The sequence below is a fragment of the Paenibacillus alvei DSM 29 genome, assembly GCF_000293805.1.
Taxonomy (GTDB): domain Bacteria; phylum Bacillota; class Bacilli; order Paenibacillales; family Paenibacillaceae; genus Paenibacillus_B; species Paenibacillus_B alvei.
In genome coordinates, this window is record NZ_AMBZ01000009.1 from 187967 (window position 1) to 209348 (window position 21382).

Sequence of the window (21382 nt, forward strand, 5' to 3'; positions counted from 1 at the left end):
TTGTTTTCTATGGATATCAAAACGTATACCCAATCAAACCGTGAAGCTTGGAATGAAGTGAATCCGATCCATCAGGTACATAACCCCGTGAACTTGAAAGAAGCGTTTTTGCAAGAAGGATATTCCACTTTGGACCCCCTAATTACTGAACTGCTTCAAGATCTGGGTCTCCGAGAGAAAAATGTGGCGCAGCTTTGCTGCAATAATGGCAGAGAAGTGTTGTCACTGGTGAATCTTGGGGCGCAAAGCGGAACTGGCTTCGATATTTCGGATCACGCCATTCAGGAGGCAAAGGATCTGGCGGATATATCCGGCTTGCCATGCTCATTTGTCCGCACTGATGTATACGATGTTGATCTGACCGAGCATGCTGGTAAATATGATCTGATCTACATATCGATCGGCGCGCTCCCCTGGCTTCCTGACCTGGGCAAATTTTTCAATCTCGCGGCCAATATGCTGGCGAAGGACGGTCAACTCGTCATTTATGAAATGCACCCGTTGTTAAACATGCTTCCCTTAGAAGGCGAGCCTGAATTTGAAGATCCTTTGAAAATTGCCTTTTCCTATTTTAAAACCGATCCATGGGTTTCCACGAGCGGAATTGACTATGTAGGAAAGACAACCTACGAGGCAAAAACGAATTACAGCTTCAGTCATACGTTGGCATCCATTTTCAACGCCATTATTCAAAGCGGCATCAATATTACGGAATATAAGGAATATCAGCATGATATTTCTAATATTTACGCTCATGTAGAGAAAGAACAGAAGCTCCCGATGAGCTTCACGTTAGTCGGCCAAAAGAGGTAGATTCCACCTAATGGATCGTGACGAGCAGTAGGAGGTACGGTTTTTTCTTTCATGCGCCGTACCTCCGATTTGCACCTGGTTTGCCTTCCCTTCCCCAACCTTTCTCTAGCCTGCTTAATCCTGCATCGTTTCCGTGATGATAGAATCGTCCCTTCTGAAAGTGACAAGCAAGAATGCGTACAGCAGATACAGCACCCCAGGCACCATGCTGCCGTACGCAGCCCATGCCAGCGAAGCCGGTGACCAAACGTTAACAAATTCCCAGGGCAATCCACGGGTTAATTGGTGAAGCAGCAAGATGTAGGATGTACCAAGAATGACGACAAATAGCCCGTGCATACCTAATAAGAAACCTTGCCTCCGATTGTATGGAACTCGTCTTCTTTGCTTATTCCGAATATCAATCAGCCCTTTGCCCGTCAGAATGAGCAGGACAAGTGACAATCCCCCCCATAGTCCCGTAATCCACATCGCTACCTGATCGACGAAAAGAAATCCATTGGTGCTGCGATCTGCCAGCTCGGCATGCTTGCCTGACCAGATATCCATGATTGCCCGCCCCATATGTGCGCCTTGTTCGCTGTTCGTATTCATAAGCAAGGCAATGCCCGTCCGTGCGGCGGGATACAGCGCTACAAATGAGGAAAAAGCAGGATTATTTCCGGCATGGGATATTTCTTGTTTATCTCTATATACGCTCCAGCCGCTTGCATAATAAGAGCCGTCCCTATCCGGCGCCACGGTTCGATCCGGTTCATGTGAAGCTGTTATCAAGGAAGGCCCTATGCCTCCTAATGTTATATCCTGCAGTTGAAATAGCATCCATCTCGCCATATCCCGGGCACTGCTCACGATATAGCCTGCTGGGGTATTTCCGCGATATATTGGAGGCTGATAGTTGCGCTGCCTGCCAAAAAAGACCTTGTGCCCCGCAGCCATATCCTGCGCATAAACGGGCACTGTGGCGGCCACCGTCGAGGTCATGCCCAAAGGCTCAAATACGGACTGTCTCATAAATTGTTCATAGGGCATTCCACTTGCTTTTTCGATGATAAATCCAAGCACGTCATAATTGATTGTCGCATATTCGAAGCTGCTTCCGGGCAATCGTGCCAGTGGTTGATCGACGAGTGCGCGTACAGTCTGTTCCATGGCAGTTTCTGCTTCGCTTGCCGGGATACGGCCGATGGATTCAAACGGAATTCCGCTTGTATGGTGAAGAAGCTGATGCAGCGTAATGATTACCGGTTTCCCGTTATAGGTCATCCGCAGCCAAGGTATATAGCTAGTGACAGGATCGCTTTGCCTCAATAGCCCCTTTTCCTCCAATAGATGCACGGCCAATCCTGTAAAAGCCTTGCTTGTCGATCCCAGTTCGAACAGCGTCCTGCTCGTGACGGGCTTTTGTGCCCCAAGATCCGCATATCCGAAGCCTTCTTCCAGAACGATCTTCCCTTTATGAACCATAGCCAGGGATAATCCGGGAATTTTGCTGGCAAGCATCTGAGCGTGCACATATTGCTTTATGGCTGCAAGCCGCTGTTCTTGAGCATGCTCATCCCCTGCTTGAGCTGCGGGATCGACGTGTGAGGGCATAAGAAGCAGCAACGATACGAATGAAATGATAACGGTAGTCATCAATTGCTTTCCCCGCCGTTTCCAAGAACTGCTCATCGATATCCCCCTTGAATTCAAATCGTTTCGATCAAAAGCAGCAGATGATTGCTCATCTGCTGCTTTTATGACTATGTCCAGGTGATTCAATTTGGTGAATCACTCCGCTTTGCTTCTACGATTCGGCTCAAATCACGAATCGTCATTGCATCGTAAAGCTCCCGAAGCGTGAATTTAACGCTGAAAACTTTACTAATTCGCGTAATGACTTGCGTTGCCAGCAGTGAATGTCCGCCCAGGTCGAAGAAATTATCTGTTACGCCGATTCTTTCAAGCTGGAGGATTTCTTTCCATATGCCGCAGATGACTTGCTCTGTATCCGTCTCGGGGAGGATGATTTCACGCTGTGTGAATGGACTGACGTCCAATTCGGCCAGTGCCTTCTTGTCCAGCTTCCCGCTCGGCGTAGTTGGCATGAACGGCACGAAGATAACTTGATCCGGCACCATATAGTCTGGCAGGGAGTGTTTTAAGTGGGTTCGCAAGGCATTTGCGCTTATATAGTCCCAGCTATCCGCCGCAGAACCCGCGTCGCAAGGGTGCTCCATCCACACGCTCGGCTCGATATATTCTCCGATTCCCTTTTCAAGATCGATATGAACGGGCTGAAGCGTCCCTTTCACCTGATATTGTCCGCTCTTTTCGAACGTTCTGCCCGTCCATTTTTCCCAATCCGAGATGCTGCCCCTGATAGACTGAGATTGAACTGCAATTCCAATCATGCGTGCGCCAGTCCGTTCATGCGTACGCAGCCAATTGTCCTGAAGGTGCCCGTCTTCCCGTCTGAGCGTGCAGTAGTCGGAAAAGCTTAGCTCCGGAAAATCAGATTTTCCTGTCGGACGTACCGGGACGATAACCCGTTCCATCTTATGTCCATGTGCCAGATGCTTGAAAGCGCCAAGCAGTACGGAGGCCAATCCGCGCCCCTGGTACCTCTCATTTACGACTCCGGCAAGAATGAGCAGCGTATTAGGCTCTTTCTTGGCTGCACTATCTTCGAAAGCTTGGATAAGCCCTGAATCCCACCCTTGGGGAAGCCCGCTGTCGGTCTTGTCCCAGCAGATCGGAATGGTGTTGCCGACTGCTGCTACCTCACCTTTGGAATCTGTCAGGGCGAATTGGTATTCCGGAAATTTAACGAATACTTCGGGCCACAGGGCTTGGAATACCTGATCTCCTTCAAAAAATTCGGGCCATGCCGCTAAATGAACGGCATCCATTTTTGGCTTCAGAGAAGGGATCTGTGCAAGGGTGTGCAATTTCAGACGTTCATTATTTACGATGAATGGCTGCAGGGCATCACTTAGCTCGACATATGCGACCAATCCATCCATCCTCTCGTTTTGCACATGAAGGACGGCGCATTTGCCCACACTCTCGTGAGCCACCAAACGACTTTCAACCTCTTCAACCTCCACGCGGTTCCCGCGAACCTTGACTTGGTAATCGACCCGACCGATATACAACAAATTTCCGTCTTCTGTATATTTGGCCAAATCCCCAGTACGATACAACCGTGATTCGGGATCACGGGAGAACGGATTGGGAATAAAACGTTTGGACGTTTCCTCGTAATCGGCAAGATAGCCTCTGGCGAGCGCAGGAGAAGCAATATACAGCTCTCCAGGCACCCCGATTGGCACCAATTGATGATGCTCATCCAATAAGTAGACGCGGTGATTACTGATCGGGCGGCCGATCGGAACTTGATTCCCCTCTGCCCCCCGCTCGCATATATAGGTGACGGAATCCACACTCGTTTCGGTAGGACCGTAATGATTGCTCAGGCTGCTTGCAAAACATTCGAAAAACTTGTCCCGGATCTCCTTTATAAGCGCTGCTCCACCGCACACGACGTGGCGCAGGCTTGGAAGTTCCGGAAAATCGCCACGCTTGCGGGCGTCTACGAAAGCTTCCAGCATAATCGGAACCATCTGCAGTACAGAAACCCCGTGCCGGGCAGCCAATTGACCGATTTGTCCCGGATTTTTGCGTTCCTCCTTGCCGGCAACTACAATCCGTGCTCCATAAGCAAGCGGCCAAAAAATCTCCGGTATGGAAGAGTCAAACGTATAGGTCGTTATCAGCAGTGTTGAATCGCGGTCTGTCAACGGGTAGGTTCGCTGCGTCCACTCAAGCAAATTGACGAGGCCGCGATGCTCAATTTCAATGCCTTTCGGCAATCCGGTCGAGCCTGATGTAAACATTACATAGGCCAAATTTCTAGAATCAAGAGACAGTTGCAGGTCAGCAGGAGATTCCTTTTCCAACTCGGAAGCCTCTTCATCTAGGAGCATCCATTGTTGGAAAGGAAGCTGTTTATCTTGTGCAAGCCGCCCTTCCGAAATGATGATGGACATCCCTGTCCGGTCGGCAATCCACTGCCGGCGCGAATCGGGAAGATCGGGATTCAGCGGAATATAAGCTCCTCCCGACTTTAAAACCGCAAGGAGCGCGATAATCATGTCCTCAGACGGATCGAGCAATATCCCCACCTTATTTTCTGGCCGCACTCCTTTTCTGATTAACGCGCGCGCCAATTGGTTTGATCTGGAATTCAATTCTTGGTAGCTAAGCGTCCGGTCTGCAAATGTCACAGCCGCATGATTGGGCGTTCGGCGAGCCTGCGCTTCAAACAAACGGTGAACACAGGTTGCATCGTTATAAGGGTGGTCTGTCCGATTCCATTCCTCAAGCAGCGTGATTTTGTCCTTTGCAGTCACAAGCTCAAATGTCTCCAGCGGCTTCGATGGTTCGCTTAGCACTTGCTCCGTCAGCAAGAAGAACTGCTCGACCAAACGCTGGGCAGTCGTTCTCTTGAAGAGATCCGTATTATAATTCAGATTGATTTCAATACCGGATTCCAGTTCGTCGAAAACATAAGTAAGATCGAAGCGTGCGCTAATCTCTTCGAAATCAAATGGCTGCACCTTGTAAGACAAGCCTTCAAAACTCAGTTGACTCAACATTTCTCTTTTATTGTTTTGCAAACCGTACATGATGGAAAACATCTTGGTGCGCGACAAATCCGTATCCGGACGCAGTTCCTCAATGATAAAATTGCTTGGATATAAATGGTTGTCATAGGCTTCGATCGACGTTTTCTTCACCTGCGCGGCAAGCTGCTCGAAGCTCATTCCCTCTCTGATGCGGCAACGGAGCAGCATCGCTTTGGCAAATAGGCCGAGCACATGCTCGATCCGGACATCGTCACGATTGGCAATCGGCGAGCCTACAATAAAGTCCTTTTGGTTGCTTAGCCTGTACAACTGTAAATTTAACACCGTTAACAAGAACATGTTCAAGGTAAGGCCTTGTTCCTGGCAATACCGATAAACCCGGCTTTCCAATTCGGAATCGAACCGTCCCAAAATAGTGCCGCCCCGGAACGTCATCTGCGGCGGGCGCGGGAAATCGGTTGGCAGTTGCAATCCGCTAGGAGGATCGGCAAGCTCCTTCAGCCAATATTGCCGATGCTCTTCCAGCTTGCCGGTTCGCACAGCCTCGTTGATCCATTGCATATAGTCAGTGTACTCTACTTCCAAATCCGCCAGTTTCGGCGATCGGCCCATCATTTCGGCATTATACAGTTCATTCAATTCTTTAAAAAGCTGAATGGACGAAGTCTCGTCCCAAATGATGTGATGTGTGGCAAACAAGAAAAAGTAACGATTCCCTTTGAATTCGACGAGTCGAATGCTGAAAAGAGGCCCCGTTTCGAATGAAAATACTTGATTTGCATGTTCTTGGGAAAGCTGCCTAACGGTCGCCTCCACATGGTGTTCGGGAATGTGCGTATAATTCTCGCACAATAAGTGAAAAGGAAAATCCGCCACCGGTGTAATATATTGAAACGGAATTCCGGAATTTTCATCAATCCTGAAATATGCCCGCAATACGGAATGACGCTCAATAAGCATTCTCCATGCCCGCTCAAATGCATCTAGCTGCAAGTGGCCCTCGAACATAATGTCAAAGCTGACATTGTAATAAGGATTGTCTGGTTCCAAAACGTGAAAATACCATTCGGGCAATTGAACCGGCGCAAGTTCGTAGGCATGCTGAGGCGGCCTTTTCAAAATTGGAGACAATTCGCTGATGTTCGACTTCCCTTGTCGCGCTACCTGCTCATCCAAGAAAGCCGCCAGATCCTTGAGAACAGGCGTCAAAAAGATTTGTTGCAACGCAATTTGGATACGTAGCCGATCACGAATCCGGTTGACCACCTTGACTGCGCTGATAGAATGTCCGCCAACGAGGAAAAATTATCGTCAGGCGCGATTTGGGTTGCTTCAAGCGACTCTTTCCAAATGTCGATCAAGGCGGATTCCATCATAGTCTGCGGCTTGGAAGCAAATACTACGGGCTCGTTTTCTTTTAGCGTATCCCGCAGTTTCCTTAGTGCATGCCTGTCGATCTTCTCGCTGGCAAGCAGCGGCATGCCCGGAATGCAAGTAAGATGGGCCGGTACCATATAGTAAGGAAGCTGCTGGTGTAGGTGGTTCCTGAGCGAGTCCGGCTCCAGACCATTTCGGCTTGTATAAAAGGCAGCCAGCGCTTGGCCCCCGTCGGATTCTGGGATGACGATCACCGCGACCTCGTCTACTTCCGGATGCTTGCCGATGCAGCCCTCGATTTCGCCCAATTCGATTCGGAACCCGCGGATTTTAACTTGAAAGTCTATTCTGCTGAAAAATTCGAGCTCGCCCTCCGGCAGCCAACGGCCCAGATCCCCCGTGCGGTAAATGCGGGCCTCCGGATCGTCGCTGAACGGATCAGGGATGAATTTTTCTCCCGTCAGTTCGTCGTTCTTCCAATATCCGCCGCCGACGCCAATCCCGCCGATCCAAATTTCGCCCTTCATGCCCACGGGAGCAAGCTTATGGTACTTATCCATAACATACAACTGCATATTAGGAAGAGGTCGACCGATCGGAATACGAATCTGATGTTCGGTTACAGGTCCCTCCAGCACTTTTTGAGTCACGTCGTCCGAGCACTCAGTCGGTCCGTATGCATTAATGAGCTTGATTTCCGGAAAATGAGAAAACCAAGAATTTACGAGCTTAACGGGCAATTCTTCGCCATTTGCAATCATCCAACGCAAATTCGGCAATTGACGTTCTTCCTTGGACACGAGCCCAACCGTGTCAATAAACGCAAATAACATGGACGGAACCGTTTCTATAATCGTAGCGCCGCTTTTTTTCAAATGCGCTAACAACAGCGTTTGATCTCTGGATGTCTCAAAGGAAACGAGTGAGGTTTGGGCCCCTGCCATAAGCGCCGTCATGGCTTGCCAGATAGATACATCGAAGCTCACGGATGCATTTTGAATGATGACATCCTCATGCGTAACGCCAAGCGTCGTGATCTTCGCATATAAATGATTGATCATTCCATTATGTCTAACAAGTGCGCCTTTGGGGTTGCCAGTCGAGCCTGACGTGTAGATCATGTATGCGATATCGGATGCTGCATTGACATGCTGCGGATTGTCGGAAGGCATAAGGTCGGCATCTGCTTTATGAAGAATCTGGAAATCGGCATCATCGCAGGAATCGAGCTGATCCAGGCAGACAATCGTGCGCACAGAGCGAGAGGACATTCTCCTAGCGCGCTGAAGCAGCGCTCTCTGCGTGATGACAATACCAGCTTCGCTATGCTCCAAAATATAAGACAGCCGTTCATCGGGCAAATTCGGGTCGACCGGCACATAGGCGGCGCCGCTTTTCCATATTGCGATCAATGCCGCGACCCATTCCAGGTTGCGCTCGCTCATGACGGCGACGAATTGATTGCGGTTCGCCCGCTGCTTTCTTAATAGATGCGCTAACCTGTTGGCGCGTTCATTTAATTCCCGATAGGAGACGTCAACGCCTTCAAATGAAAGCGCGATTTGATCCGGCGTGTCCTCTACTTGCTTTTCGAATAAACTTTGAACCGGCTCGTGGGTCGGAAAGTCCAGCTTCCAATGATTGAATTTTTCCATGACCTGCTTTTTTTCCTCATCGACGAGCATGTCCAGATCGGCGATCCGGATGTTAGGAGTCTCTAGTGCATGCTGCAAGAGCTGAATAAAATGAAGACTGAGCCTTTGCATCGTATCTGGGCGGAACAAATCCGAGTTGTATTGGATATAACCGTCAATATAGCCGTCTTTCTGGTACAGCTCGAATACGAAATCGAAGCCGGTAAAGCGGATGTAGTCTAAAGATTTATGGTAAGCAAGTGTCATATCATTGCCTAAATCTACGCTGCTTGCGGCATCCGTTTTTAAGGTGTGAACCTCGAACAACACATCGAATATCGGGTTGCGGCTAAGGCTTCGTTCCACCCCAAGATCCTCAACAATTTTGTCGAACGGGTATTCCTGATTTTCATGCAACTCAGACACAGTCTGCTTCATTCTCAGAACAAAATCCTGAAACAACTCGTCTCCCTCTACCTGATTGCGCACGGGCAGCGTATTCACGAAGCAGCCGATAACGGGCAAGACGTCCGGATGAACGCGACCGGACAGGGATGTTCCGATAATAATGTCTTCATTTCTCGTATACTTGGCGAGCAGTACATTGAATACGGCAAGCAAATACATATAATGGCTGACGTCGAGACTTTCGCATGTCTGCTTGAGCCGTTCCATCCATTCACCATCAATAATGACGGGGACAGTGCTTCCGTTGAAGGATTGCAGGGCCGGACGAGGGAAATCGAGCGGAAAGTTCAGATCAGCTCGTTCTCCCGCCAGCTTGTCCGACCAAAATCGTTTCATGCCGTCCAGCTCTCCTTCGGCAAGACGGTGATTGTGCCAATGGGCAAAATCCGCATATTGCACATCCAGAGGCTCCAGAGGCGACGGCTGGCCATTCAAGAAAGCTGCATAGTTGGCCATGAGCTCAGACATGAACACATCCACAGCCCATCCGTCGGAAATAATATGATGTGCCGCAATCAAGCATAAATGTTCATTTTCGGCCAATCTATACAGATATACCCTTACTAAAGGGGGTTGCTTCAAATCGAACGCCTGGTTCAACGCAGAATCAATTCGCTGATTCAATGCCTGGGATTGCGTTTCCTCCGGCAAACGGCTCAAATCTTCATGCTGAACCTCGAATGGCAATTTCTCATGAACAAGTTGAACCGGATTCCCGTCCTCCTCCATAAAGCAGGTGCGCAGCGTATCGTGCCGGTCGACTATGACTTGAACCGCTTGCTTGAATAGAGCTTCATTCAATGCACCCTGGAGTGTAAACGCGGTTGAAACATGAGTCATGGCATGAACGGAAGCCTCCTGAACAAACTCAAGCTGTTCCGTAAACCAGAACCGCTTTTGCGCATGAGACAATTCGTATTTGTGGATGGCCGCTTCCGCCTCCAAATTCATTTTCACGTTCCATCAATCCTTTCTGAATGCGGTTATCATGCAAGCTGCAATTCCAAGTTTTTTGCTACGACAATGTCTTTGCCTTCGGGATTGATTTCATTTTAGGCCTTGAATCATGTCCTTTGGCGGTCGATTCCAGATACTGACTCAATTTTCTTAACGTTTCATGCTCGAGCAGAACGGCAACGTTCAACTGAATGCCGGTTCTTTTGGAAAGCTCCAGCATGATTTCCATCCCGATCAGCGAGTTTCCACCCAGAGCATAAAAGCTGTCGTCCGGATCGATATGGTGAACGCCCAAACTCCGTTTCCATATTTCAGCCGTAGCTTGTTCAATGTCGGCAAGCTGCATTTCTTTCAGGTTCAACCCTTCGGTGCGTTCGGTTTGAACGAAATCAGATGCGCCAGGGACAACATCCGTAACTGAGGTCGAACGTGCTTGGTTCATCTTCGCCGCAATTTCGTCCGCGAATCGGAACGGCAGTATGCCATGCTGCATAAGATTTTCATTGCGATATTTACTGCGGTAGGCAATTGTCCCAACGAATGATTGGCGAATTCCTTTGCGAATTATGGTGTCTAGCGCTTCGATGCCTTCAGCATTCGTCAGCTTTTCGAACAAATCGTCATCGGCGACCCCATGTTCATAGGACATTCCTGTCTCCGCCCAAGATACCCAATTGATAGTTTGCGTGCGCTTTCCTTGGCGATTGCGATAGGCTTGGAAAGCATCGAGATAAGCGTTGGCCGCCGTATAATCGCCTTCACCAAGGCCGCCAGTCAATGTCGTTGCGGACGAATAGAGGATGAAGAAATCCAGTTGGTCATGATGCGTGCATTTATCCAATATCCATGTCCCCTGAATTTTGGGTCGAACGACCTCGCGAAACTTGGCTTCCTGGCGGTTCAAAAGAAATCCCGATCCCCCTACGGCGGCTCCGTGAACAATGCCTCTGATGCTGCCGTGCTTGGTACGTAGAGCGGCGAAAAGCTCCTGCATGGCTTCATAATCGGCTACATCCGCGCTATAGGGATGAACCTTTGCTCCGAGCTGCTCGATCTCCATAATCGCTGCGATTTTTCGTGCCGTACTTGTCTGGTTCGCATCAGTCAATATTGAAGGCCACATGGAACGATCCGGCAAAGGGGTCCGATTCAACAAAGCGAGATTGACCGGTGATTTAGCCGCGAAATATTTCGCCGTCTCCAGTCCGATGCCGCCCATCCCCCCCGTAATGACGTAGATGCCGTCAGTATGCAACTGCAGCGGAACATCCGGCTCTTCCTCAAACAAAAGCGGAGCGAATTGCTCCGTATAACGCTCTCCGCCCCTAAATGCGACATGATACGAATCGGACGATACGTCCAGTTCCTGAAGGATTGTGGCCAGTGGAGTTTCATCATCCCAATCCACGGCGCGGCATTTGAGCTGCGGATTTTCAAGTCCGACAACCTTGCCCAGCCCGAACAGCGCGGCATGCTCCGGATGAATCTGCGGTTCAAGCTGATTTACTTCTTGCGCATATCGTGCGGTCAAAATAAGCTCAATAGGCTGGGATCGCTGCAGCATTGCCAGGGATTTGACACAAGAAAAAAGACTGTACAAGCCTGCATGGAGCGTGTTCTCCAATTCCGCGAGTGAACGGGGATGGTGGTCGCAGTCCAAGCCGCCCATATGGACGATTTTTGTAAGACGCTCCGCCTTCACGCTTTTGAGCACGAACCGGTAACCTTCTTCCGAGCCGTCGGTAACGTAACGGTAATCGTTCAGCTTCATGTTATGGATATCCGGTACAATCTCGACTTCAATGACGCGTCTCCCTTTCGAACGCCATTTTTTCACCAGCTTTGCCCCGAAACCCGACTTGTCCATAATTGCAAGCACCGTACCCATATCTGATTTGTTCGCTGCTGTAGGAAGCTGTTCCCGGATCCATTTGAGAGAATGAAATTTCTGCTCTTGCGGAAGAACGGGCAAATTCAGCCAGCATGAGCATGCTTCAAATGGATAGGTAGGCAAATTCCGCTTATTCACGTGAAATGGATAAAAGGCTTCCCATATCACCTCGCTACCCTTCACGAACAGCTCCGCCAGCTCAGAAAGCTCACGATCCGCCGGATAGATGCTATCCTTCACATCAGCCTCTGCCGCCATGCCAAAATAATGGCCATACTCCGGGCGATGAGTCAGACCGTGTGCCTCGATTGCCCCCAACCTTAACTGTAAATCGCTTATGCTGGAACACCGTACGGCCAGCCGCCATGGATGGTGGATTCTTCCCGTATTGGCGGTGTAGCATATCTCCGTCAGCGGAATGGGCGCATGTTCGTGCAAAAATGCAGTATAACGTTTAACGAGATGAAGCAGCGCTTCGCGCGTTTTGGCCGACAAAAGCAGCAATTCTTCTCTTTCGGGATAGCTTGTCGATCCTGGTTCGGGAGCTTCTTGTAACACGATGTGGCAGTTTGTTCCGCTCATGCCGAACGAGCTCACCCCGCATCGACGAGGCGTTGCGTCTCGTGGCCAGGGCTTTACGCGGTCATTGACGTACACAGGAGAGCGGATAAAGTCAATTCGTGCATTCGGTTTGTCGAAATGGAGATTTGGAGGCAGTTCCTTGTGCTTAAGAGCCAGCACCGCTTTTATAACCCCGGCAATCCCCGCTGCGTGATCGAGATGGCCGATATTCGATTTGATTGATCCCAATGCGCAAAACTGATTTTTATCGGTATATCGGCGAAAAGCGCGCTGTATCGCATCGACTTCTATCGGGTCGCCCAGCTCCGTCCCGGAACCGTGTCCTTCCAGATAACCGATGCTTTGCGGCTCAATGCCTGCGTCTCTCCAGGCTTGAATAAGAACATCTTCCTGCGACAATACATTCGGCGACGTTATGCCAATGGAGCTTCCGTCTTGATTAACGGCGCTTCCCTTGATTATGGCGTAAATCGCGTCCCCGTCCCTGACAGCCTGAGGCAGCGGCTTCAAAATAAGCGCTGCCACCCCCTCACCCGGACCGGTTCCATCGGAATAGTCATCGAATGATCGGGTTCGTCCGTCCGATGATTCGATGCCGATTCTTTGCGAGGTATCCAGCGGCAAAATATAGGTTTTCACCGAACCGGCAATCGCCATGTCGCATTCCCCAGCGCGCAGGGATTGGCAAGCCTGATGTATGGCAACGAGCGATGAAGAGCACGCCGTATCAATCAGCATGCTTGGCCCCTTCAAATCCAGTAAATAAGAGATTCGGCTAGCGATAATCGAACGGATATTTCCGGCCAGCGCCACGCTCATTGCATCGGGCTCCAACAGTTGCAACATCCGCGAATACTCCCCGTCATCTCCGTAACCGACATATATGCCCGTACGGCTTCCGGCCAGTTTTCTGCCGTCGTATCCCGCATCTTCAATAGCGGAGAATACAGTCTGCAGAAACAGCCTTTGGTTCGGATCCATCAGGCTTGCCTCGCGGGGGGACAGATTAAAAAAACGGTAATCGAACGAATCGATATTGTCGAGACAGGCGCCTTTGTAGAATTTCGCCTGATAGTCCGTTCCATATGCGACCGCCGCATAGCGTTTCGCTTGCTTTTGTCTACTTGCGGAAGGCAGCCTGACACTATCCACCTTGTCCCTGATGTTCTGCCAGAACGCATCCGGATTGTTGGCTTGCGGCATTTGCAGAGACATCCCGATAATGGCCACATCTCTTGAAGATGGAGCTTCATAATGCTCGGCATGCGAAGACATGTTATCGCGTTTCAGCAATGTAACTTTGTCGAACCCCAGCTTTTTCTTTACCATAACGACTTCCTTTCTGCCCCTTTAGCATTCTATGCATCTGTTAATGCGCGTTAAGGGAGAAGCTCCACAGGTCATCCATTCGTTCCGCCAGTTCAGCGGGATGAATTTGTTTGGTTGTCAATATTCTTTTCAGCCACTCTGCCGCTTGCTGCTTTTCTTCCTCGCCAGGGCTTCTTCCTTCACTGTTCAACGTTTCGTTCATTGCTTCCAGCTTGCGGTAAAGCTCGATCACTTCTTTTTCATATACGCCGGCATCCTCATTCTTATTTTCCGCGCTCGCCGCTAACGCCAAGCACTTCGTTACAAATGAGGGAGCGGACTTTTTGGCGAGATTAGGCATAAGCTGCTCCCCTCCGGAATTTGTGAGAACTGCCGGCACAATCCGGCAGTTCTACTTCGTTGCTGCGCCAAGGGCTTGCTGAACCTCAGGCATTGCATGATGCGGCTGCGGTTCTCGTTCCATACTCCAGATAACCGTATGTCGCGATGTTCATTTGCTGAATTTGTGTACTGCCTTCGATAATTTCCGTAATTTTGGCATCTCGCAAATAGCGCTGCACAGAATACTCGTTGCTGCATCCGTTCGCACCATGAAGCTGAACGGCGTCATTCGCTGCCTTAACCGCGATTTGCGACGCAAAATATTTGGCGGCATTCAACTCGTCCCCGGCCTGCAACGCTTTGTTTTGCTTCATAAATCCCGCGTTCAGACATAACAAGCGGGCGGCCTTTGTATTTGCAAGCATTTCTGCAATCATGGCCTGTACCAATTGGAATTCTTTTAAAGGTTGTTTGAACTGAATACGACTCTCCGTATACCGAATCGAATCTTCCAGACATGCTTGTGCAATACCAACTGCCCCGCATGCGACACTGTACTTGCCATACTCTAGAACATGCAGCGCCACATAGGGGAATCCCGTTCCCTCTTTGCCCAGTATATTTTCTTTTGGAATGCGGCAATCGTTCAGGCGCAGCTCGGCCAGCATCGAAGCGCGCGTGCCGTACATACCGTTAATGGGCTCAATGGAAAGGCCAGGCCGATTTTTTTCGACTAGAAATGCGGTCGGTTGACCATTGACCTGGGCAAAAAGTAAAAATACATCCGCCAGTTGTCCGTACGTAATCCATTTCTTCGTCCCGTTCAGCACGTAATGATCTCCGGAAAGCACGGCTTGCGTTTCGATATGCCGAGCGTCGCTGCCGATATTCGGCTCGCTCAGGGCAAACGCGCCGATGGTATGGCCTATTGCCATTGCGGGCAGCCACGTCTCTTTTTGTTCTTCCGTGCCAAAGCGGATGATGGCTTGGCTTGCCATGGTATGAACTGTGAGCAGGCTGCGGATAGACGAACATCCGCGCCCCAGTTCTTCGTTCAGCAGTCCGAACGTAATCATGTCCATGCCAGAACCGCGATATGAGTTCGGGATAAGCGCGCCCAAATAGCCCAGCGAGGCAAGCTTGTCAATTAAGGCTCTTGGCGTTTTCTCCAGTTGGTCATACGAGTTGGCGATCGGCACAATGTCCTGGTCTACGAAATGCTTGAATTGTTCATACTGGGATTGCTGTTCTGGAGTCAGGTTGAAATGCATCGTTTTCACCACCGATCAAATGTCATTGTTTTATTGCGAGCTTGCGCTCAATCAAATCCGACATGCTTTGAATGGTGCGGAAATGTGAGAATTCCAAATCATCATTGTCAAGCACGATGGCGAACTCGGATTCCAAGAACGTGACGAGTTGCATCACGAAAAGAGAATCGACAAATCCGAGCGAGAACAATTGATCGTCGTCGTGCAACTGGACTTGTTTGAAATATTTCGCCAAAAAAGCCCGAATTTTTTCCTTATGCTGTACTTCCATCGGTTTATCCTCCCTTGATAGTTTTGGAGCGCTTCGTCAAAGGCATGCGCTCGAACGGATATGTCGGCAGCGGCAAATGCCGGCATCCTTTCCGGTAAAAGGCGTCCACACAAAAGTCAACCCCGTTCAGCCATAGCTGTCCAATAGTTCGGAGCAGGAAGAGGCGATCGGAAGCGTGCTCGTAAGCATACCGCATGGTCGGAATAGTCTGAAGCCGCTCGCCATCTGCAGCAGACGGATGCTGGCGCACAAAGCTGCATAGTGATTGCCCCGGTCCGATCTCCACGAAAATCGCATCCCCGTCGTGAATAACTTCGTTTATTCCGTCGCTGAAGCGCACAGTTCGGCACAGATGGTCTGCCCAGTATCCGGGGTCTGTTGCTTGTTCTGCCGTTATCCATGTCCCCGTTACGTTCGACAAAAAGGGAATGGACGGAGGCTTCGGTTCATGCTCGAAGATCAGTGCCGACAGTGCAGAGGCGGCAGGCTCCATCATCGGCGAGTGAAAGGCACGATCGGACGGAATGCGGACAGATACTTCACCCATACGGGCAAGACGCCGCTCCAGCTCGCCGATGCCTTCCGCGGTGCCGGAAATGACCAGTGACCCTGGGCTGTTCATCAATGCGATTGTCGTGCCTTCCGGCAGCAGCGGCGAGACCTCGCTTGCTGTCATCGAGACGGCGAGCATCGCTCCCTTCTCCAGCCCATTGATGAGTTGGGAGCGCTTGGCGACGATGGTCAGCGCTTGCTCTAACGTAAATACCCCTGCAATGCAGGCCGCAGTATACTCTCCTAGACTGTGGCCGATCAAGACGTGCGGCTTGATGCCCCAGGATTCCAGAAGGCGTGCCAGCGCGTACTCGACTGTAAACAAAGCTGGATGCGCCCACGACGTCGACTCCCGTTGCTCGCCCGCAGTTCCTGGCGAGTCTCGGCGAAGGATGCGCCGAATGTCCAGTTCCGGCACCGTGCTAAGCTGTTCTCCTCCGCCTGAGTGTTTGGCCGAACGCACCGGATAAAGCTTTTCGCGCAGATCGAATCCCAGGAGAGGCTGCAAAAATTTACAGCAGCCATCGACCGTATCGCGAAAGATCGGTTCCTGCTCATAGATGTCGCGTCCCATGTTCTCATAATGATCTCCAAGACCTGAAAACATGAAAACGAGCTTGCGAGTACTTGCATCGCATGAACTGTCCCAATATCGGCACGCATCCCGGTTCTGCAAAATCTCGACGGCCTCACGAATGCCGGAGGACACCAGAATGCGGCGCTCAGGGAGTGATGCCGCCATGTTATGCAGACTGTAGGCGACATCTCCCAGATTTGCATCAACGTGTTGATTGAGATAGCCGACAAGTTGATCCGTTGAGACCTCCAGTGCCGAACTTGTTCCCGCCGCTAGCATGAGCAGTTCTCCGGCACGTGGTTGCGCGGGCATTACGGTTTCGAGTTCATTCAAGGACGGCTGCCCGTCCGTCTCTATGCGGACATGCTCGCCATCCACACAAAGGACGGCCGTAATGGATAACAGCTTCCGCTCCGCAATATTCCATGGACTTATGACAAAAGTCCCCACGCCCTTGCTCCCTAAAGTCGCACACAGTACAACATCGTTCAGGTTGCCGTTCAGACGGACACGGATATCCAGCAACATGTTCGGCAAACTGTTCCCGTGAATGATCGTAATCGGTAGTGAGGATAGAGCGGCCGTTAATCGAGCTGCGGTCCGCTGTTGAATGAGCTTGCTATCGGCGTAGATCCAAATTCTTCTGCCGAAACCTCGTGTGCATCCAGCAGTCTGCAGAGCCGTCCACGATGCTTCCAAAAAATCGAGTTCGGCCGAATGCATCTCTGCCGCTTCTTGAATGGTCATTTGAAAAAAGCGGGCATCGAATCGATCTTTTTCTTCGATTGCTGTACCTTCTTCCATCGATATGGGGGATGAATTCCACCAATCACGAAAATCACGGGCGTCCTTCAAGAAGCCACCCACTCCCGTTACTGCCAGCTTCATTTCTTCCAAGGCTACATTCACGCTTTTCATTCGCAAGCCTCCTTTCGTCCCATTCCAAGCAAGAGATTTATGCGAGCAGCTCATATTGCTCCACAAAGTCGGCAAGCAATTGATTGTAGCCGAGAACCAAATGATCGAGCCCCTCCTGGCTTAATTTTCTACTGTATTCATAGCAGAATTCCAACCGATCCCTTGTTTCTCGGAATTCGAGTATAAGATCATAACTTCGGGTCAACGCCGAATAGTTGGATATCAGGCCGGACTTTACAAAAAGGGGCACTATTGCCGTATCCGGCAATCCCCCCCGTCTTTCGACAATTGCCGTTTGGAGCGAATGAGATCCGTTGATCCATTTTCCATTATTTATTTCCTTCACAAAAGAAAAGAGCTGGAAGAAATCCTCGATCGCATTAAAATCCACCCTTATCGGCACAACCGTGTCTGTTCGGCTGACAATGGATTGTACTTCCACTGCCTGCTGACCGCTCGCTTGTTGAAGGAGATACATGAACATGCCCAAAGCGACATCATGCGTTTCAAGCCCTTCCCCTTGCGCAAGCTTTCTCAGTTTGGAATATAGCGGTTCAGCACATTCGAAATGCTTGATTTGCCTTGCAGACCCATCGGGCATGCGGGTAAAGAAAACCTGCGGCAACACGACTCCTTCGAATACCTGCCCTGACTGAATATGTGCCCCCTCTTCCCCAATAAATTGCGCAAGTTTGGATATGGTCATATAAGCGAACAAATCCGTAATGCTTACCCGATTTGGGTAGAGCATGTCGATTTGGGCGTGCATCCTCATCAGCAGGATGGAATCGCCGCCTATTTCGAAGAAATTGTCGTGTATGCCGATTCTTTCTGTCGGCAGCAGCTCTTGCCATATGCGCAGCAACTGCTGCTCGATTTCATTGGAAGGAGCCACACAACGCGTTTCGTTATCTCTTTGCATTGCCGGCGCCGGCAGCGAATGCCGATCCAATTTTCCATTGACCGTAAGCGGCATCTTCTCCATATGCACAAAATAGGATGGGATCATATAAGCGGGAAGCCGTTCCTGCAGATAGGATCGTAGTGCGGATTCGGATTGTTGAATGCCTACATAGTAAGCACATAGTGTCCGATGCCCGTTATTTACCTCAACGGCCAACACTGCCGCTTCTCGAATTCCGGAGCAGTTCAGCAGCGCACATTCAATTTCGGCCAGTTCGATGCGGTATCCCCTAATTTTAACCTGCTGATCCACCCTTCCCATATAATCAAGCAATCCGCCAGGCAGCCAGCGCACCAAATCGCCCGTCTTGTACATGCGTTCTCCTGGGAAATACGGACTTTCGTCGAATTTCTCCGCCGTCATCTCCGGCGAGTTCAAATATCCTCGGACAACGGACGGCCCTGCGATCCATAGCTCGCCTTCGGCGCCATACGGCTGAAGTCGACCCAGCCTGTCCACGAGAGCGAAATAATGGTTGGCGATAGCCCCGCCAATTGGAATCCGTCCTTTTGTCGGACTCAAGCATTCATAATAGGTAACGGCAACAGTTGTTTCCGAGGGCCCGTATGAATTGTACAGCTTCATGCCATGCAAATCGTCGCAATAAGACCATTTGAGCTCATCGCCTCCCGATATCAGCAAACGCAGCCTATGATCGGTCAACCTCCCATTCAACTGATGAATCAAATGCGGCGAGCATGACATGAACGTAATCTGTTGTTCTTGAATGCAGTGGACTAGCCGATTGATATCCAGTACATCCGCTCTTGGCAAAATGACCAAAGTTCCGCCCCGCAGCAGCAAAGGAAAAATTTCCTCGACAGACGTATCGAAAGACAGGGATGACTGCCATATCCCGCGGTCTTCAGCCTGGAGCTGATCATACATGAAAGAATAAATGAAGCTGTTCAAATTGCGATGCTCCACCATGACGCCCTTCGGCTTCCCGGTCGAGCCGGACGTATAAATGATGTACGCCAGGTCGCTTATTTCGTTAATGGGTGCCGGATTGCCGGGATCGGATTTCTCGAAATCGAATTCGGACAGAAGCACCGTTTCGATATCGGCGTTATCCAGCTTTTCCAACCAATTCCGCTGAGTAAGAAGGTGCTTGCATCCACTGCCTTCCAGCATATGCTTGATTCGATCGGCTGGATATTCCGGATCAATCGGCATATAGGCACCGCCCGCCTTGAGCACGGCCAGCATACTTACGATCGCATCGGCTGACCGCTCCAAGAGAATTCCAACGACTTGCTCGGGTTCAACCTGCTTGGCGCGCAAGTGATGCGCCAGGAGATTGGCCCGCTTATTGAGCTGTTCATAAGTCAGGACTGCTTGTCCATAAATAATGGCCGTGCGCTGAGGAGAGCATGCAGCCTGCATCTCGAAGTGCTGCTGAATGGTATGCTGTATAGGGATGGGCTGGCAGCTTCCGTTGAAATCGGTCAACAATCGATGCGTATCCTCTTCCGTCATAATATGAAGTTCGTCGACCGAAGCTTCGGGACGCGTGATCATCTCATAAATAAGACAAAGAAAGTGCTTGGATAGCTGAGTTACGAGCTCTAGCGGGAATTTATGCAGCGCATATTGCATTTGAAAATTCAATTCGTTCCCGGGATGTATGCTAAGCAGCATTTCGTATGGAGTCGACTCGCTCATTTCATAATCGGTAAAGCGGATGACTTGCTCTTCATCCTGCATTGCTGCGTTCAAGGGATAGTTCTCGAATACGAGCACAGATTCGAACAGTCCCTCCCTTTTATCGATGTCGCTATATTCATAAACATCGATCAGCGCAGTCGCTTCAAAATCGTTCCGTACACGCAGCGCCTCTTCCATTCGCGCAAGAAGTTCGGAAACCGTCTCCTCCGGCTTGGCAGTTACGCGGAATGGGAGCGTGTTAATATAAAGGCCGACCATCGACTCCATTCCTCGAACTTTGTCGGTTCTGCCGGAGACTGTGGTGCCGAATAAAGCTTCTGCGGAATTGGTATAGCGTTGAAGCAAAATCCCCCAGGCCGTATATACAAATGCAGCCAGCGTTATTTTAAGAGACCTGACACACTGTATCAGTTCCAGCGTTTGTTCGGCCGGTAGCCTGAAGTTGTGGATGCCGGGCGCTTCTTCCTTCTCGGAAGGAGATGGGAACGCGGGGAGCAGCGATTTAGTATCGAACCCCGCAAGATAGGAACGCCAATAGTGCTCCTGCCCGGCTTTGCCTTGCGATTGTACATATTTGAGATATTCCTTATTGCTCGTCTTGATGCCGGGAGCATAAGGAACATTTCGGTATAAGTGCTGATAAGCATCTAGAAATTCGGACAGGAGGATGCCGTTGCTCCAGCCATCGTACAAAATATGATGGTTACTAATCATCATGACGTATTTCTGCTCGCTCTCTTTGCAGAGAGTGACCCGAAACGGCACTTCCGTCAGGTCGAAGCCTTGCCGTTGGTCGTCTTTTTTCAATTGATGGAGAAAATTGCTCCACTGTTCAGCGGGCATTTGGGAGCAATCGTGAAGCGCAACGGTAAAATCCCACTTCTTCAGGACGATTTGCAGTGGTGATTTGAGCTTTTGCCAGCGAAATACGCTGCGCAGCGCTTCGTTATTTGCAATAACAAGATTCCAGGCATGCTGAACCAGATCCGCCTGAACGTCCCCTTCCAGCCATACGCAGAGCTGTTCAAAGTAATGCTCCCTGTCTTGCGGATTAAGATAATGAAAAAGCATCCCTTCTTGCAAAGGAGTCAATCCGATAATGTCCTGTACTTGATCCCTTTCGATTTGCTTTGCCTCCGCCATGCGACTCCGTCC

At 50.2% G+C, this 21382-nt stretch carries 10 protein-coding genes; 1 reads left to right on the forward strand and 9 read right to left on the reverse strand.

Translation table 11 applies throughout. The features are described 5' to 3' along the window. The first annotated feature begins 9 nt into the window (after nt 1-9). Nucleotides 10-813 (forward strand): class I SAM-dependent methyltransferase, encoded by an 804-nt coding sequence (locus PAV_RS25300; protein ID WP_005550881.1) that lies wholly within the window; start codon nt 10-12, stop codon nt 811-813. A gap of 114 nt (nt 814-927) precedes the next feature. Here the strand turns inward: PAV_RS25300 and PAV_RS25305 are convergent, their stop codons facing one another. The 9 genes from PAV_RS25305 to PAV_RS25345 all read right to left on the reverse strand — a co-directional run bounded on the left by PAV_RS25305 (nt 928) and on the right by PAV_RS25345 (nt 21370). Next, a complete protein-coding gene (locus PAV_RS25305) occupies nt 928-2487 on the reverse strand; it encodes a serine hydrolase domain-containing protein (RefSeq protein WP_005550883.1) in 1560 nt (519 codons plus the stop codon). 86 nt (nt 2488-2573) lie between these two features. Next, nucleotides 2574-6713 carry a non-ribosomal peptide synthetase gene (locus PAV_RS25310; protein ID WP_081505825.1) on the reverse strand — a complete coding sequence of 1380 codons (4140 nt, stop codon included), beginning with the start codon at nt 6711-6713 and terminating at the stop codon, nt 2574-2576. Continuing rightward, nucleotides 6653-9877 (reverse strand): non-ribosomal peptide synthetase, encoded by a 3225-nt coding sequence (locus tag PAV_RS25315; RefSeq protein WP_005550887.1) that lies wholly within the window; start codon nt 9875-9877, stop codon nt 6653-6655. Before PAV_RS25315 ends, PAV_RS25310 begins: the two co-directional genes overlap by 61 nt. Before the next feature lie 64 nt (nt 9878-9941). Next, complete coding sequence (locus PAV_RS32755) at nt 9942-13685, reverse strand: type I polyketide synthase (RefSeq protein WP_005550888.1); 3744 nt, start codon at nt 13683-13685, stop codon at nt 9942-9944. A gap of 40 nt (nt 13686-13725) precedes the next feature. Next, nucleotides 13726-14025: a hypothetical protein gene (locus PAV_RS25325; RefSeq protein WP_005550889.1), complete on the reverse strand. Its 300-nt coding sequence runs from the start codon at nt 14023-14025 to the stop codon at nt 13726-13728. Nucleotides 14026-14110: 85 nt separating this feature from the next. Further along, the gene (locus PAV_RS25330; RefSeq protein WP_005550890.1) at nt 14111-15277 is read right to left on the reverse strand and encodes an acyl-CoA dehydrogenase family protein; all 1167 of its coding nucleotides are present in this window, start codon (nt 15275-15277) and stop codon (nt 14111-14113) included. A gap of 22 nt (nt 15278-15299) precedes the next feature. Continuing rightward, entirely contained in the window at nt 15300-15548 is a 249-nt protein-coding gene (locus tag PAV_RS25335) for an acyl carrier protein (protein ID WP_005550891.1), read from the reverse strand. Between the two features lie 4 nt (nt 15549-15552). Beyond that, nucleotides 15553-17595 (reverse strand): acyltransferase domain-containing protein, encoded by a 2043-nt coding sequence (locus PAV_RS25340; protein WP_005550892.1) that lies wholly within the window; start codon nt 17593-17595, stop codon nt 15553-15555. A gap of 37 nt (nt 17596-17632) precedes the next feature. Beyond that, the gene (locus PAV_RS25345; protein ID WP_005550893.1) at nt 17633-21370 is read right to left on the reverse strand and encodes a non-ribosomal peptide synthetase; all 3738 of its coding nucleotides are present in this window, start codon (nt 21368-21370) and stop codon (nt 17633-17635) included. Between the last annotated feature and the right edge of the window lie 12 nt (nt 21371-21382).